The 15855-nt window shown below is 38.2% G+C and carries 18 protein-coding genes and 2 riboswitches; of the genes, 2 read left to right on the plus strand and 16 right to left on the minus strand.

Annotation, left to right across the window (positions count from 1 at the left end; all coding sequences use genetic code 11):
* Positions 1–9: 9 nt before the first annotated feature.
* The 9 genes from ACIQAA_RS18455 to thiM all read right to left on the minus strand — a co-directional run bounded on the left by ACIQAA_RS18455 (position 10) and on the right by thiM (position 8162).
* Positions 10–1014 (minus strand): ABC transporter substrate-binding protein, encoded by a 1005-nt coding sequence (locus tag ACIQAA_RS18455; RefSeq protein WP_402622161.1) that lies wholly within the window; start codon positions 1012–1014, stop codon positions 10–12.
* Positions 1015–1028: 14 nt separating this feature from the next.
* A complete protein-coding gene (locus ACIQAA_RS18460) occupies positions 1029–1772 on the minus strand; it encodes an ABC transporter permease (protein ID WP_402622163.1) in 744 nt (247 codons plus the stop codon).
* Entirely contained in the window at positions 1769–2512 is a 744-nt protein-coding gene (locus tag ACIQAA_RS18465) for an ABC transporter ATP-binding protein (RefSeq protein WP_402622165.1), read from the minus strand. Before ACIQAA_RS18465 ends, ACIQAA_RS18460 begins: the two co-directional genes overlap by 4 nt.
* A gap of 10 nt (positions 2513–2522) precedes the next feature.
* A complete protein-coding gene (locus ACIQAA_RS18470) occupies positions 2523–3971 on the minus strand; it encodes an acyl-CoA reductase (protein WP_402622167.1) in 1449 nt (482 codons plus the stop codon).
* On the minus strand, positions 3968–5053 hold the full coding sequence (locus ACIQAA_RS18475) for a LuxE/PaaK family acyltransferase (protein ID WP_402622169.1): 1086 nt from the start codon (positions 5051–5053) through the stop codon (positions 3968–3970). The genes ACIQAA_RS18470 and ACIQAA_RS18475 overlap by 4 nt, the downstream gene beginning before the upstream one ends.
* Before the next feature lie 15 nt (positions 5054–5068).
* Complete coding sequence (gene thiW / locus ACIQAA_RS18480) at positions 5069–5578, minus strand: energy coupling factor transporter S component ThiW (protein ID WP_402622171.1); 510 nt, start codon at positions 5576–5578, stop codon at positions 5069–5071.
* A 79-nt stretch (positions 5579–5657) separates the two neighbouring features.
* Positions 5658–5765: riboswitch (TPP riboswitch) on the minus strand.
* A gap of 99 nt (positions 5766–5864) precedes the next feature.
* Positions 5865–6527, minus strand: coding sequence for a thiamine phosphate synthase (gene thiE, locus ACIQAA_RS18485; RefSeq protein WP_402622172.1), 663 nt, complete (start codon positions 6525–6527; stop codon positions 5865–5867).
* 9 nt (positions 6528–6536) lie between these two features.
* Positions 6537–7343: a bifunctional hydroxymethylpyrimidine kinase/phosphomethylpyrimidine kinase gene (gene thiD, locus ACIQAA_RS18490; RefSeq protein WP_402622174.1), complete on the minus strand. Its 807-nt coding sequence runs from the start codon at positions 7341–7343 to the stop codon at positions 6537–6539.
* A 12-nt stretch (positions 7344–7355) separates the two neighbouring features.
* Positions 7356–8162: a hydroxyethylthiazole kinase gene (thiM, locus tag ACIQAA_RS18495; protein ID WP_402622175.1), complete on the minus strand. Its 807-nt coding sequence runs from the start codon at positions 8160–8162 to the stop codon at positions 7356–7358.
* A gap of 101 nt (positions 8163–8263) precedes the next feature.
* Positions 8264–8372: riboswitch (TPP riboswitch) on the minus strand.
* Between the two features lie 154 nt (positions 8373–8526).
* Between thiM and ACIQAA_RS18500 the strand changes: the two genes are divergently transcribed.
* Entirely contained in the window at positions 8527–9102 is a 576-nt protein-coding gene (locus ACIQAA_RS18500) for an HAD-IA family hydrolase (protein ID WP_402622177.1), read from the plus strand.
* Between the two features lie 291 nt (positions 9103–9393).
* On the opposite strand, the gene dnaN is transcribed toward ACIQAA_RS18500, so the two are convergent.
* From dnaN to ACIQAA_RS18525, 5 genes are all read right to left on the minus strand, one after another.
* Positions 9394–10524 carry a DNA polymerase III subunit beta gene (dnaN, locus tag ACIQAA_RS18505; RefSeq protein ID WP_402622179.1) on the minus strand — a complete coding sequence of 377 codons (1131 nt, stop codon included), beginning with the start codon at positions 10522–10524 and terminating at the stop codon, positions 9394–9396.
* Positions 10525–10711: 187 nt separating this feature from the next.
* Positions 10712–11209, minus strand: coding sequence for a GNAT family N-acetyltransferase (locus ACIQAA_RS18510; protein ID WP_402622180.1), 498 nt, complete (start codon positions 11207–11209; stop codon positions 10712–10714).
* Positions 11210–11420: 211 nt separating this feature from the next.
* Positions 11421–12593 (minus strand): YhfM domain-containing protein, encoded by a 1173-nt coding sequence (locus ACIQAA_RS18515; RefSeq protein ID WP_402622182.1) that lies wholly within the window; start codon positions 12591–12593, stop codon positions 11421–11423.
* Entirely contained in the window at positions 12577–13104 is a 528-nt protein-coding gene (locus ACIQAA_RS18520) for an RNA polymerase sigma factor (RefSeq protein WP_402622184.1), read from the minus strand. Before ACIQAA_RS18520 ends, ACIQAA_RS18515 begins: the two co-directional genes overlap by 17 nt.
* A gap of 217 nt (positions 13105–13321) precedes the next feature.
* Positions 13322–13768 (minus strand): MarR family winged helix-turn-helix transcriptional regulator, encoded by a 447-nt coding sequence (locus ACIQAA_RS18525; protein ID WP_402622185.1) that lies wholly within the window; start codon positions 13766–13768, stop codon positions 13322–13324.
* A 385-nt stretch (positions 13769–14153) separates the two neighbouring features.
* Here ACIQAA_RS18525 and ACIQAA_RS18530 point away from each other — a divergent pair, with 385 nt between their 5' ends.
* Positions 14154–14891, plus strand: coding sequence for an HAD family hydrolase (locus tag ACIQAA_RS18530; protein ID WP_402622187.1), 738 nt, complete (start codon positions 14154–14156; stop codon positions 14889–14891).
* Positions 14892–15104: 213 nt separating this feature from the next.
* On the opposite strand, the gene ACIQAA_RS18535 is transcribed toward ACIQAA_RS18530, so the two are convergent.
* Positions 15105–15554: a universal stress protein gene (locus ACIQAA_RS18535; RefSeq protein WP_402622189.1), complete on the minus strand. Its 450-nt coding sequence runs from the start codon at positions 15552–15554 to the stop codon at positions 15105–15107.
* A gap of 78 nt (positions 15555–15632) precedes the next feature.
* Positions 15633–15830, minus strand: a complete 198-nt coding sequence (locus ACIQAA_RS18540; RefSeq protein WP_402622191.1) for a DUF6199 family natural product biosynthesis protein — start codon at positions 15828–15830, stop codon at positions 15633–15635.
* Positions 15831–15855: the final 25 nt, after the last annotated feature.

A 15855-nucleotide genomic window follows, 5' to 3' on the forward strand; every position in this document is an offset into this window, starting at 1 on the left:
AAGCTCACCCTATTTCGTAAAGTCTTCGACGATAAATTCAGACATAGGTAATTCCTTATCAATTAGTCCCAGCTCATGATAGATATCAGCACCCTGCTGCAAAACATCCACTTCTAATGCACCTAAGCCTCTTTCGCTTGCTGCCTCCGAAATACTGGCTTCATTTCGCAGTTTAATAATTTCTAAATTGTGTTTTTCATCCTTGCCGTCAATCGCATGTTTTACGGCTAAGGCAGCAGCTTCCTCTGGCTGGCTGAGCATCCACTCCGCACTCGTTTGATAGGCTTTAATAAATTTTTTCAGCATATCCTTTTTTTCATTGTACGTTTTTTCTGTGACCACGAAGATATCACTTGGGATATTAAGATAATCTTTCACTTCCAGTACATTGACATCCGCCAATCCCTTTTCTGCTGCTGTCACTAAGCCTGTGTCTGTCGCTGCTGTTGCGTCGACCTGACCTTGCATTAACGGCGCAAAATTCAAAAGACCTGTTTCAACTATCGTAACGTCCTTTTCGGAAAGGCCTGCTTGGTTCAATAGAACAAGAAGATTTTGCCGTGTACCACTGGAAAGGCTATATACGCCAATCTTCTTCCCCTTTAAATCCTCAGGTTTCGTGATATTGCTTTCCTTTAAAGAAACAACATTGAATACGTTTTGAGGATAAATATTATAAATAACCTTCAATTTCTCCCCTTGGTTTAAGGCAAAATAGAGAGAACCAGGATCAGTAAAGGCAATATCGGCCTTACCTGAAAGAATATTTTTGATGGCATCTCCGCCTCCTGCACCCGGAATAAATTCAACATCTAAATCTTCATTTTTAAAAAAATCTTTTTCCTCACTTACAAGCAGGTTCGTTTGCTCTGAAATCGGCTGGCTCCAGCTGGCGATTTTTACTGTATCCAGTTCTGTTCCTGCAGCAGCTTGCTGATTAACATTTGAACCACAAGCGGTTAAAAACAATACAAGGATGATGGCAACTGCTGTAATACTTCGTTTCAATTTCATTTGTAATAAGCTCCTTAATGGTTTCTGTATTTAAATAAGCGACGTTCAATAAAATAAATCAGTTGATAGAGAAAAGTTCCAAGTATGGTGATTAATATGAGCACCGAAAACATTAACGGTGTATCCATCATCCCTTGAGAGGCGATAATCAAAGCGCCTAATCCCTCACTGCCTCCAATAAATTCACCCACTACGGCACCAACAACAGCGAGAACAACGGCAACCCGAAAACCAGCCATGATACTGGGCAGCCCAGCAGGTATTTTTAATTTAAACAAGGTCTGCCATCGGTTGGCCCCTAACATTCGAAACAGTTCTAATTTTTTAGGATCGGTGTATTGAATGGCCGTAACGGTATTTTCCATTAACGGGAAAAAGCATATTAATGCGGTGATCACAACCTTGGACGTCATTCCAAAACCAAACCAAAGAATAAATAATGGTGCCAGTGCAAGTTTGGGAACAGCTTGACTTGCTATCACATAAGGAAATAATAGCTTTCGGATAAACTCAACTTCACCCATCCAAATTCCCGTAAGGATTCCTAACAAACTCCCAAGAAAAAGGCCGATGACAATCTCCAAACTTGTTCGGAGAATATGGGGAGTGTAGTAACCGCTCGTTAATCCTTCTAACAGTGTGGTGACCACAACGGACGGTGCTGGAAGGACCAGCTCGGACATTTGCTTGGCCAGCATTTCCCAGAGTAATAGAATCAAAATGAATAATAACCACGAATAAATCGAAACATTTTTCATTTTTGTCCTCCACTAATGGCAGTCCGGATTTCCAGGCAAAGCTGACTAAACTGCCCGGAATATCGACTATCTGGTGTGTGCCGGTCTTGTAAATCCACAAAAAATTCATCGATGATTCTCCCTTTATCCATAACAGCAATCCTGTCTGATAAATAGACCGCTTCTGAAATATCATGGGTAACAAACAACACCGTCATTTGGTGGAGTTCACAAAGCCGGAGAAGATCATCTTGAAGCTCCTCTCTTGTGATGGCATCAAGTGCTGAGAAAGGCTCATCCATATAAAGCAGGGTCGGCGATCCCATGAGCGCTCTTGCAATCGATACACGACTTTGCTGACCGCCAGATAAACGAGTTGGGTATTCCTTTGTTAAATGCGACAGCCCCATTAGATCCAAAAGGGATTCTGCTTTTTCTACATGTTCTTTTGTTACTTTATGTTTAAGAGATACGGGTAAAAGAACGTTATCCATTACTGTTTTCCATTCCAATAAAGTTGGTGCCTGAAATACAAAGCCTATTTTTTCTGAAGGTTTTATCCTTTCACCTTGTAACAGAATACGACCCTCATCTGGGGTTATTAATCCTGCAGCCAGCTTTAATAACGTGGTTTTTCCACAGCCGCTTTTACCTAGTAAACTGTGAAACTTTCCTTTTTCTACATCGAAACTTACGGCATCGACAATCAGGTTATTTTTTGCATAGCTGTAACGAACATCTTGTAAACTTAAATAAGCCATTCCATGCCTCCTAATCGATATACGCTGCAAAATATTCTGCATACTCTTCCGCTGAATGCTCGATATCAACCATTTGAACCAAATCTAGTAAATTAAACCGGCCATCATGATGCCAGCCTGATTCAGGAGAAGTCATCTTACCTAGAGCAGTAATTCTTGTTACACCGATATTCCCTAACTTTTCAGCCCAACGAAACAGTTCCTTCGGAGCTGCAGCAATACCAGCACTCTGTAAGAATTTGCGATAGGGCTGCATACTTGGCAAAATGTCTTCTATCTCTTCAAAAGCAATCACTTTCACCGCACGATTCGAACAAGTCGGTGAGAACGCAGCACCTTCTTCATAAACAACGGTCCAATGGTTTTCAGTTTGACCGAATACTTGTTTAGTAGGGTTTGTAAAAGAAGATACTTCTTCCTGGTTACGCCAATATACGGCGGCTGTCATTTCTTCTAGTGTAAGAGTGCGCCTAGGGTAACGTTTTTGATAACTTTCCAGTTCCTGTGCAAGATACTGCGCAAACTCAGCGGGTGATACATTACCCCCTTTTTGAACATAGAAAATATGCGGGGAATAACAGCCTTGTTGATCAAATTGGATGATATCAAATGCCGCATGATGAGCAGTCGTCAATGCTTTTCGTGAGTCCAGCGCCGAATGGCTAATGACCCCGAAACTGACTTTATGTCCAAATGGCAGGAAACGAGTGGTGACAGGGATTCTACGACTCATCGATTCTAGTGAACTATTACTTCCATAGCCGACCACCACATCTGAATATCTAAAAATCTCCTTTTCTCGTGCCTCATCTCCGCCCTTCCACCAGACAACCGCCAGGCAGTCTTTAAATTGGGGAGCCACCTCGACCAAAACCTGTGCGAACCAGCCTGCAAACAAAGGCTCGGCACTAGATACCTTCCCAATGTTGCCAGACTTAACCAATAATCCGGAAATGAGACTCCATAATGGGAGTGCTGGTACATTTCCAGCCCATACATGGAGAATCAATTCAGGTCCCACCGCTTTCGAATAACCTTTTTTTACCCGAGGCTGAAAATCATCGAACAGTATGGGATTTCCTAAGTCCTCAACCACGAAGCGCTGCAGCTCATGTTTTCGGAACTTTTTCAAAAAGGAAGTAAGTCCCAGGCGAATCATTTCTTTATCGTAACCCGTAACAATTGGCAGCAGCTGTTCCGCTTTTTTCCGGTAAGTTGAATTTCGGTCAAGTAGTACTTCAATCGCTGTGTCAATAATGGAAATAATCTCCGCAATACTCATATTTTTTAATACTTCGGTACTGGCTCTTTTCACCTTTTCTGTTACCTGCTGCATTTGCTCTATAGTAAGAAGCGGGGCTTCAACCTCCAGCACTTCACCCTTTCTGGTAAAGGTAAGGATCTTGGTTTCTATGATTTCTTCCCCGATATCAGGAAGGTATCCAACTATTTCTCTCATTGTGCTGGCTCCGTGGCTGCCTTTATAAATTCTTCAACGGCAATTGAACAGCCCTTTGCCTCTGTTCCTTGGACCCTGCCTAATAGAAGGAAGCCCTCCCCAACTTTCATGCCTATGTCTTCCGTCAAAATAGTCGTGACAGAATTAAAGTTTGCCAGATCACAATGGACAATAACCCCGCGTTCCCCCTCAGACACTTCTTCACCTGTTAACGGGTGTATAATTCTCGTCTTTAGCCAATGAGGACCGGATTTAACAGATGGAACCTGTTCATTTCCAGAGTCATAGAGCTGTGAACTTAACTCCGTCATACCGTACATATTGATACAATCTTTTCGCGGAACACCTAATAATCTTGATAACTCATGATAAAAATCATCCAGTTCCCATTCTTTTGACTGATTTTTAAATCCACCTGTATCTAAAATCTTACTTCCATCCGGTAATTGAAAGCTGCGGCCGATGTTTTCTAGTTCTTCGAACAGATGAACAAAACTGAACGAGGCCCCTAACAATGCATAAGGCTCACCTGAGCGTTCTGCCTGTTCCAATTCTTGAATCAGCCTCTCAAGCTCAATCCCATTTTCTCCTAGAAGATAGTGACTCTCTTCCGTGCCAAACTCCTGTTTTGCAAGCGCTAAATACCGGGCTAATGAGGAATTTGGCATTTCTTCCTCGGTCGGGAATAGAATACCCATGCGAATTTTTTCCGTTTCTTTCATAAAACGCTGTTTGAAATAGGTTTTCATCGAAAGATTCCATACTTGTAAGGTCGGATGGTAGTGCTTCCCTTTCACACCTTGTGTGGTGCCGCTTGTCATAAAATACCTTTCTGCTTCTTCTGTCGGCGTGCAGGTTAGGTCAACCTCTTTAAAAGCATTAATCGGCACCGCTGGAATGTCCTTCCATGATTTCACCGTCCGGATCGTTTTGCCTTTTTGCTGGCAGAACTTCCGAAATGGAAGGTTATTTGTGTACTGGTAGGCGAATAGTTGTAAGGCATTTCGATTAAATTCTTCGTCTGATAGCGAATCTGATTGTAAGATCGTAAGAAGTTGATTTATGATTTGCTGCTGTTCCATGATGATACTTCCTTTCTATTTCAACGTCGTGCCATTTTGAGTAAATACAGCTACTTTCTTCTTTAAAAAGACAGATAAGATAATCGCGCCAATAAGTGCACCCGCGATCGAGCTAAAAATAAATAACGGGATAAATCCAAACACGGCTGCTTCCTGACCCATTATTAATGTGGCGATTGGGTAGCAAAGAATCGCGCCAAGAATGCCCGTTCCAATGACCTCGCCGAAAAAAGCCATATAAATCTTTCTGGTTTTCATAAAGAGGAGCCCTGCCAGCAAGGCACCCACCATACTTCCTGGAAAGGCAAAGATGGAGCCAGTTCCCATGATATTTCGCAGGATTGAGACACATAGTGCCTGGGCAACAGCATACACCGGTCCTAGCAGGACTGCAGACAAAACATTCAAGAAATGCTGAATCGGAAACACCTTTGTGAACCCAACCGGAATAAACAATAAATTACTCGAAAGTGTGCCAATCGCGATCATCATCGCTGTCAATGTGAGTTTGTGTGTTTTTCTCATAAAAAAAAATCCCTCCAATTTTTTAATAAGCACTGGGGGATTACCGGTTAATACATACCATGATGGTTCAAACAGTTCATGGACGTATCGTTCACTTCCCTACGCTGGTACTACCCAGATCAGGTTCAGGGGTTTAAGACGATAGATCGTCTAATCTCAGCCAGTTTCGGCTCCCCCAGTGCAAGTATGAAATTTTAATAGAAAGCTATAGGTCTCATTGACAATTCATGTGACCCTTTTTCAGGAACTTTTAGATAAGTTTGGTCTCATAGTATAGATTAATAGACTAGTAACCTTCAAAAACACTTTTTCTTAAATTCCTAGCTGCTTCTGTAACAGAAGCAGCATGGCTAATTGCTGTAATGACCGATACTCCATCAGCTCCTGCTTGGATCACAGACCCTGCGTTTTCCGCAGTAATTCCGCCAATTCCGACAATCGGAATACTTATTTCTCTGTCACGCAATTCCTCAATTAACTTCGTCCCATTTGAAGGTTTGGCGTCTTTTTTTGTTTTCGTTGGAAAAACCGGGCCGATTCCAAAGTAATCGGCTCCTCCCTCCAACGCGGTAATGGCCTCATCATAACTATGTACAGAAACTCCAATGATTTTATCATGGCCAATCTTCTTTCTGACTTCCGCTGGCGGCTCATCTTCCTGTCCGATATGAACACCGTCCGCGTTAAGTGCAATAGCCAAATCGATATCGTCATTCACAATAAAAGGTATCTGGTGCTCTCTGCATTTTTGCTGAAGTTCTTTGGCCAGTTCAACTTTTGCATTCCCTGTTAAAGCTCCGGTACCTTTTTCGCGAAATTGAAAAAGGGTAATTCCCCCTTCCATCGCTTCTTGTAACACGCACGCTGGATTGTCCTTGCAGTTGGGACTGCCCATGATAAAGTAAACTTTCAATGCCTCTTTTATTGAATCACTATTGCGAATATTCATGCTGGTCACCTACCTCATCGCCACCATTCTTTTTCGATATGCCCAATGATTGGTTGGTCCATGACCTTGACCAATCAGCAGCTGATCTTCTATGGCAGCCTGGATAAAATGCTTCGCTTTTGATACAGCTTCATAAACGCTTAAACCTTTGGCTAGTTCTGCGGTAACAGCCGCTGAAAACGTACATCCTGTTCCGTGAGTATTCTTTGTAGGAATTCTTTTACTCGTAAAGGTCTTAAATTCCATCCCATCATATAATAGATCTACCGACACATTACGGTCTTCATCATGCCCGCCTTTTACGACCACATGTTTAACTCCTAAATTATAAAGATATTTAGCCGCTTCCTCTTTATCTTCATCTGTTCGAATCGAGATCCCTGTTAAAACTTCCGCTTCAGGAATATTAGGTGTAATCACCATCGCCAGTGGTAACAAATACTTTTTCAATGCCGAAATGGCCTCCAATTGGAGCAGGGACGCCCCGCCCTTTGCAATCATCACGGGATCAACCACGACATTTTGCCAGTTGTAGTGTTCTATTTGCTCAGAAACAGCTTTAATGATTTCTGCATTAAACAGCATTCCTGTTTTAACGGCGTCTGCACCCATATCTTCGCCAATCGATTGTATTTGTTTACTAACTGCCTCAGCAGTCATCGGATAGACAGCTTGAACCCCCAAAGTATTTTGGGCAGTAACGGCTGTCAGTGCTGACATCCCGAAAACCTCTAACTCTTGAAAAGTCTTTAAATCTGCCTGAATTCCTGCACCGCCGCCGCTATCAGACCCAGCAATCGTTAATGCTTTTTTCATGATGTACACTCCTTATACTTGTTTGAATGACGCTAATTGTTGAATATCCTCTGAAGAAACGTGTGATAGTTGATTTAAAAATTCAATTTGGAAGCTGCCAGGTCCCAAATCACCCGCTTTTTCGAATGCTTTTTCCGCTGCGATTCCATAAAAGGTTAGCGCAGACAACCCAGCAAGCAGTAAGTCCTTTTCCACTCCAGCAAAGGCTCCAATGACAGAGGTTAACAGACAGCCTGTTCCTGTCACTTTTGTTAACAGAGGGTGACCATTGGAGACCAAATACGTCGTCTCCCCATCTGTCAGTACATCGTCTTTCCCGGTAATCACGACAGTGGTATGCAGCTTTTGCGCCGCGGTGACAGCCAATTCGACATTACTTCCCTGATGTGCACCGCCATCCACGCCCTTGATCTCCCACTTTTCGCCTAGAACATTGGCGACTTCTGCAGCATTTCCGCGAATAACAGATACCTTCACTTCTTCGATTATCTTTTGTGCCATTTCCGTACGGAACAGCGTAGCTCCTGCACCAACGGGGTCGAATATCACCGGAACTCCCAGCTCATTGGCTGTTTTTCCAGCTAAGATCATCGAGCTGACCACGTCCTTGTTTAATGTCCCGATATTTAGAACTAGCGCACGTGAAATTCTCACCATATCTGCCACTTCTTCCGGAGCATAAGCCATCACCGGTGAAGCTCCAAGTGCTAAAAGACCATTTGCGGTAAAATTGGTGACCACTACATTGGTAATATTATGTACGAGCGGGTTTTCATCTCTTACCCTTTGTAAAATAGAACTTACATCGTGATGATTCATCACAGCACCCCCATCTTCATTCATTAACCTATTAGTCTTCTAAACATAAAAAAGCCAGATCCGTTATAATAGGACCTGGCTTAATAGTTAGAGAAAAAGGTAATTTCACTTGGCTACTTTCCTACGCTGGTATCATCCAGATCAGGTCCAAAGGGTTAAAAAACGTACGTTTTTCTCTCAGCCCGTATTGGGGCACCCCTAGTAGGTAACATCGTATGTAATTATTTCTTATAATAGTCTACAATTTTCGATATGTAAAGTTTTTTGATCCATCCAGATGATTACTGGTGTTATGCAAAAGATAATGATAAAGTAATATTTTTCAGTGTTATTTTACAAAAAGTTCGAAATGAGGGAATAAAAGATGAACATATTATGGGATTTTGATGGAACACTTTTTGATACATATCCGGCACTGGTCGAAGGTTTTGTTAAATTAAGTCAGCGTGACCTTGATCGTGATGAAGTATTACGATGGCTGAAAGTCGATTCAAAAACGGCCTTTAAACATTTTGGGATTGATGAAGACCGACGTGCCGAATATAAACAACTGGATATAAAATATTCTAAAGACAGTAAGCCTTTTGAACATTTAGAAGAAGTTTTAGCAGCCGTTGAAAACAATATTATTGTGACCCATCGTGACAGGGAATCTGCCGAAAATCTACTTAATAAATATGGATTAACAAAATACTTTAAAGAGATTGTTTCGGTAGAGGAACAAGGATTCCACAGAAAACCCCACCCTTCTTCTTATGAATTTGTCTTGGAAAAATATGACATCGATTTGGTGGTGGGTGACCGGGAATTAGATTTACTTCCAGCAAGACAATTAGGGATTAAAACCATTGCATTTCAAAATCGCAACATCGAAGCAGATTTTCATCTAGATAGTTACGGTGAATTTATTTCTTTAGTACTCAAAAATAAAAGCTTGTAGAATCAGTCTAATGGGTTCATTTTAGGTGCTTTTCGAAAATAAGTGCCAAAATGGTAGACATTTTGACATCTTCATGGGTATATAAAAAAGCAGTACTCGCCTTAGTAAAATTGGCGAGTTTCTTTATTAGAAGTACCTAAACCTTATTTGACTAAAGCACCCTATAGTTTAAATGATCAATAATATATCCTTCTTTTACTAAACTGCCCCGTTCGCTCAACAAGAAAAAGCTGCTTAGGAATGGCAGCAGTACCTTTAAATCTTGCACTTAGTGTAATAAGAATGGGTTATTTAATATGAACGCACAGGTGAAATTAGATGAAGATAAGAAGAATTTTCAATAGGTTCTATTAATACTGGTCTCATTGAACCACTAAAACTCAATCTTATCTCTTTTTCTTTTATTGCCTTTAAGGCATCCATTAAAAAATTGCCATCAAGTGAAATACTTAAATCGGTTTCACCGTTAATCGCCTTAATGTTTTGAGTTTCTTCTATTTTCCCTATTTCTGATGAGTTAGAGGAAATTCTTATTTTTTTACCATCTTTGATTTCTAAGTGTACATTGTTATTTTTCCATTCACTTGCCAAAAGACAAGCTCTATCAATACCTTTTAATAGTTGATTTGTATCGAGAGTAATTATTGTCTTTGAATTATTCGGCAATAATCCTGAAATATTAGGATAATTACCTTCAATTAGCCTTGAAAAAAGTGAGATAGTATTTGATTTAAATACCATATAGCTTTCCGTAATAAATATATGTATTACACCACTATCATTATTTATTAACTTGGTTAGCTCATTTAGGCTTGTACTTGGAACTATGAATGAACCATTTATATTTGATTTTATTTCAAGCTCTCTTAACGCTAAGCGATGGGAATTTGTTGCAACACACGAAAGGTGGTTATCTTTAAATGACATATTTACTCCTGTCAGAGCAGGTCTAGACTCACTCTTTGAGACAGCAAACGCAGTTTGTTTAATAATTTCTATTAATTCAATACTGGGGATTTTAATGCAAATAGTTTCGTCAATTTCAGGAAGCTTTGGGTACTCTTCAGAATTAAATCCGTACAGATTAGTTACAATTTCATCGGACTGAATAGTAACTAATTGTTTTTCATTTACTTTTAAATGAACTTTAGCTGGTAATTTCTTAACAATTTCGCTTAAATATTTTGCAGAAATAACAACACTACCTGCCTCATAAACTTGCAATACTTTTACTCCATCAATTGTTAAAGGAATCACTTTTTCAATAACAATATCAGAGTTGCTTCCGATAAGGATTAAGCAATTATTATTAGCAATTATCTTTATACCTGACAAAATAGGGAAAGGTGTCCTTAAAGATACTGCTTTATTAACATCTGAAATTGCTTTGTTAAAACATTCATTATCTATTATAAATTCCATAATATAGTCCACCTCATTTAATCGTTAGTGAAACTAATTCGACAAAATACCTAATAATCCCTGTTTTCTTGTTGAACTAAACTGCACAGTTAGCGGAACAAGAAAAGTTATTGCCCTTCTTCGACAACGCACCACGTTAGCATTCCTGTAGATACGTATTAAACTGAGGGAGTTGAAGTAGATTTTTTTATAAAAGTTTAGACATATAGAATTCATCAACAAATTTGCCGTCTATGTAGAGCGATTGTCTTTTTGTTCCTTCAATTTCAAATCCCATTTTTTTATATAACTGTAATCCTGCTTGATTTTGAGTTACTACGGTTAATTCTAAACGATGAACATTGTGTTCTTTTGCCCACTTCTCTAATTGTTCAAATAGTATTGTTCCTATTCCAAGCCCTCGCCATTGAGCTAAAATTCCAATAACAATATATACAGAATGTTTGTTTCTTGTGGCATTACCGCCCATCGCAATAAGGTACCCAATTAATTGTTCATCCTCTTCTGCGATAAAAATGGTCGAATTGTCCGATTTTCTCATTACTTCTATTCTTTTTGCCTGCTCTTCTCCACTCATTTTTCTTTCTCCTGGTTCGAAGAGCATAAATTTGGACTCACTTTCAACCTGCTTAAGTAAATTTATTAAACTTCCAGCATCATTCGGTGTTATTTCTCTGAATAACATTAACTCCCCCCCTAAAAAAATATATATCCAATATTATTCATTATCTTGTGTAAATTACCTGCTTAGTTAAATAAGCAAACGCAGTGCTAAACTGCTAGGTTGGTAGAACAAGTAAAAGGCATTACCGTTTTTCCAGTAATGCACTCGTTAGCTTAAGTATAAAATAAAAACAATCGGCAGAAAATCATTACCGATTGTTTTTTTACTGTTTTTATTTGACGATTAAGTTTATATCATCAATTAATTCTTTTGGTAGTTTATACAATGTATGAGTATCGTTTTCGTTCATAATAGACCCACCATCATTTCCTACCCATAGTGAGTATTTTGTTATTGTTTTGTCTTCAAAGGTCAATATAAAAAGATAATCAGGAGATTCCAGATCAAAAACACCAACTCTTTTTTCTGCTCTTTGGATAGCATCAACTAAAGTTTGAAGTTCGTTTGGGTTTTCTTGATTATAAGAAACGTGTGGTTTCTTGACATCTAACATACTATCGCCAACTCGTGAAACAGTTGCACTTATAACAGTTTGCCCACCCAATTTTACAATTTTAATAGTGTTGCTTTTTTCTCCGCTTTTGACAATCTCGGAATTTTCTTTAACTATTACAGGATAATCACCTTCCCCAGAATTCTTAATATTGATCAGTTTGGCAATTTTAATTTGGTCTTCAGCATTTTTACTACCAGAAATTTCATAAATGAATTTATCCGTTAACATACACAAATGGGTTTTTTGATTTTCTGAATAAATAAGGATAGCTGAATGATTATGAATGCTCGTTATCGGCAAATATTTAGGATACTCTTTTATTAACGATTCATATGCAAGTCTTTCTGAACCTTGCTCATTAATATTTGTTTGGATAGATAGACCTTTATCTCCAGCATATAATAAATTGACCAGAACTTTTCCTTTTTCCTTTTTTGCTATTATCTCCGGTTCCCCAATTTTAGTTAAAATAGAAGCAATTGAATCCAAAGAAATGGTTGCTTCTTCAGTTAAAGTGAGGTTTTTACTCGCATTATAGCTTTCAATTAAATTCTGTTCTTCTGCCGTATAAACAATTGTTTCATCCTTTTTCTGTATAGGTAACTCAGGTTGATTTATTTCTTCTTTATTATTCCCCGCATTAATTAAAGACACATCGCTAACCTTCTGGCTAATAAATATAAAACCAATAAATAATACCGCAGCTAATGCCCCAATCCTAACTGAGTGCCCAATAAATCTGTTAAATTTAGCCCTATATGATTGTTTATTTATGTCAGTAATGAGTTTTTGCTTTAATTCATTGCTATTGGCTTTTTTCCAAATAATATTTGAATCCAATTTATTCAGCTCATTATCTAATATGCTATGCTCAGACAATTTTTTCATTTAGAACCCCCTCCTTCAATAACTTTTTTTCTAAAGCTTGGATTGCTCTAAACAGTGTTGACTTTACTTTACTTTCAGACCATCCCAAAATGATTGAGGTTTCTTCGATAGAGAACTCTTTTATCTTTCTAAGTATTATTACTTCTCTGTAAGAACCCTTAAGTTTAGCTAAAGCATTATACAGTTCCTGAGAGTTTTCTTTGATCTCTACTATTTCTTCCGGCAATGGCTTAAGATCTTTTTTAAACAGAAGTACATCTTGTAAAATGGTTAATGGCCTTCGTTTCCTAATGTAGTCAACAGTTATATTGTGAGCGATACTGAACAACCAAGTTTTAGGATTGGAATTTCCCCTAAATGATTCATAATTAACGTAAGCCTTTAAAAAGGTTTCGTGTCTTAAATCCTCAGCTGATTGATAATCTTGAATCACCATATTTATATATTTAAATATTGATTCGTGGAACTGTTCGTACCACTCTAAAACCTCTTTATCCCTTATATCAGACAAATTCTTCCCCCCCATTTTTTAACTTGATGTTTAGACGTTTAACTCAATTAAAAGTTTTACTTTATATTTGTTTTTATTAGTTCTTCTTTTTAATTCCAAAACTGTCCCGTGTGTTCAATAAAGTTCAACAAAAATAAGCGTTAATCCTTCTTGGATCAACGCCCCGTTAGTTTCAATCATTCACAATCTTTTTATATTCCTATATAGCTTTTTAAATTTATTTTTCCAAATTTTGTGCACCAATTCCAATTCTCTTTAATAAATCAATTAGCTGTTCTTTTTCCTCATTCGAGATAAATGATAAATTTTGAGAAATGGTTGCAACGTGTTTTGGGAAAATCTCATCAAATAGTGCTCTTCCTTCTTCTGTTAGGACGACATTAGAAGCCCTTCTATCATTAGGGTTTGGCTGTCTTTCCACAAGCCCTTTCTTTTCTAACTTATCAACAACATATGTGATACTTCCACTAGGAATTGATAGTATCTCACTAATTTTTTGGACAGGATGAGGACCTTTACTGTAAAGCAATTCAAGAATCATAAAATTTTCATTATTAATTTTATGACTTTCAATATCCTTCCGAATATTTTCAACAACAGCTTTGGAAGCCTTCATCCAAACACGAAACAATTTTAAATCCAGATTGCTTTGTTCTTCCATCACCCAACCTCCTTTAAAGGTTATCTTGGTTTCCTATATAAAGAATAATCGACTTCAGTTGGAATCTCAATTAGCAACAACCGAAGTTCTTCACCTTTAGGCTGAATGGTAAAGCTGTCAACTTTCTCTGACTAGATAATAATGATGAAATCCTTGTTCACAAATGAAGCATCCAACACGTCAATTCCACCACCATTACCCCTATTAGATAAAGCAGCTAGTCCGATTAGGTGCTTAAAGCAATGAACCAAAATTTATGAGTAATACGATTAATCCAAGAATTAATAAAACAATCGGCATCATCATTTTGTTTACAGGATCTTCTGTAATATTAACTTACTCATAGTGGAATAATAGTTAAAGATATATTCTTGAAAAGGAGTAAAAAATGAAAAAACAAAACATCTTATTTAACCTTGATGATACATTATCATACTGTAATAAATATTTTAACCTCGTAATAGACGAATTCGCTGACCAAATGATGGCGTGGTTTGACTCGATTACAGAGGAAGATATAAAACAGAAACAACTTCAACTTGATGTTGAAGCGATTAGTGAGCACGGTCTAAAGTCAGATCGGTTTCCGGAGTCATTTGTTGGTACTTATAAATACTTTTGCGACTTAACCGGGAGGGAAAAGAAAAAAGATGAAATTCAATATATAAGAGAGTTGGGTTTTAAGGTATTCGCGATCCCTGTTGAACCTATACCGAACATGAATGAAACGCTGCAACGTTTAAAAGAAGAGGGACATGAATTATATTTGCACACAGGAGGAGATGAGGCTAATCAACGCAGAAAAATTACCCAGTTAGAATTGACTACATATTTTGAACATCGCATTTTTATTTCGGAACATAAAGATACCACGGCGCTATCCGATATTTTGAAAACCATTAAAGCTGACCCTAATGTAACATGGATGGTTGGAAATTCATTAAGAACGGATATTGTCCCGGCATTGGAAATGGATATCCATGCAATCTACATTCCAGCAGAAAGTGAATGGCAATATAACATGGTTGAAGTTAACGTTGACCATAGTAGTGCTTTTTTAACTGTAGATTCACTTCAAGATGTTCCTGATGTAATTGATAAACATATCCAAGATCAAATAATGTAAGTGATAGGTAATACCCTTCGAAGTTTTTCAACAATACTACTGTCCATCCGTCGATCAAAGTTAACGTAATTCCGAACAAACCTTGATAAATAAAGAAAAAGACGTATGCCAATTCATACGTCAATTCTTGTGTCATTTATTAAGAAAGCACCCGAAAAAGGAACCCTTTAGAATCATCCTAATAGACTTTTGCTATGAGCTTTTTTCACCTAATTATTTCACAATAAAAACGGGACAGTGTGCCTTTTGCACAACATAATGACTAACACTTCCTAAAAACAGTTCCTTCAGGCCACTTAATCCTCTGCTTCCCATGACAACAAGATCGGCATCATTTTGTTTCACAAATTCGACAATCATATGACCTGGAGAGCCCTCGATCGCATAGGTTCTAGTTTTATTTGACAGGGACTTTAGATCTTGCTCAAGTTCATTGCGTACAGCTTTTACTTCCTCACGCTGCTTCTTATGGTAGGCCTCAAAAGCATAACCATAAGAGTAAACCATGGGTCTATCTGGTTGTATAACTATAACCACTAACAATTCAATGTGTGTATCCTGCTTAGCTAAATTCATGGCCATCTTCAAGGCTTTTTTACTTAGTTCTGAATGATCATATGCAACAACGATTCTTGAATAATCCGTTAACATTTCTATCATCATCTCATAAAATCCTATATCTTATACCTTTATTATACTTCTGTATGGTTTAGTTGTGGCCATGAGATAGTGACAACTTTGTTAAAGGAATGCTACGATCACCGACCCAATCCCTACAATCCATAAAATCATACCGCCAAAACGCGTATTCCAAATGTATAGACTAGATGGTTCTGTACCATCATCAGACTTCCAGCTCTCCGTTATCATCCAAATGAATGAAGGGTTTATGATAAACAAAACGCCTATAATGATAAAAAATATTCCAAGTGCTAACATTATAAAAACACCTCCTACGTACGCT

It is taken from the genome of Neobacillus sp. NPDC093182 (assembly GCF_044754045.1).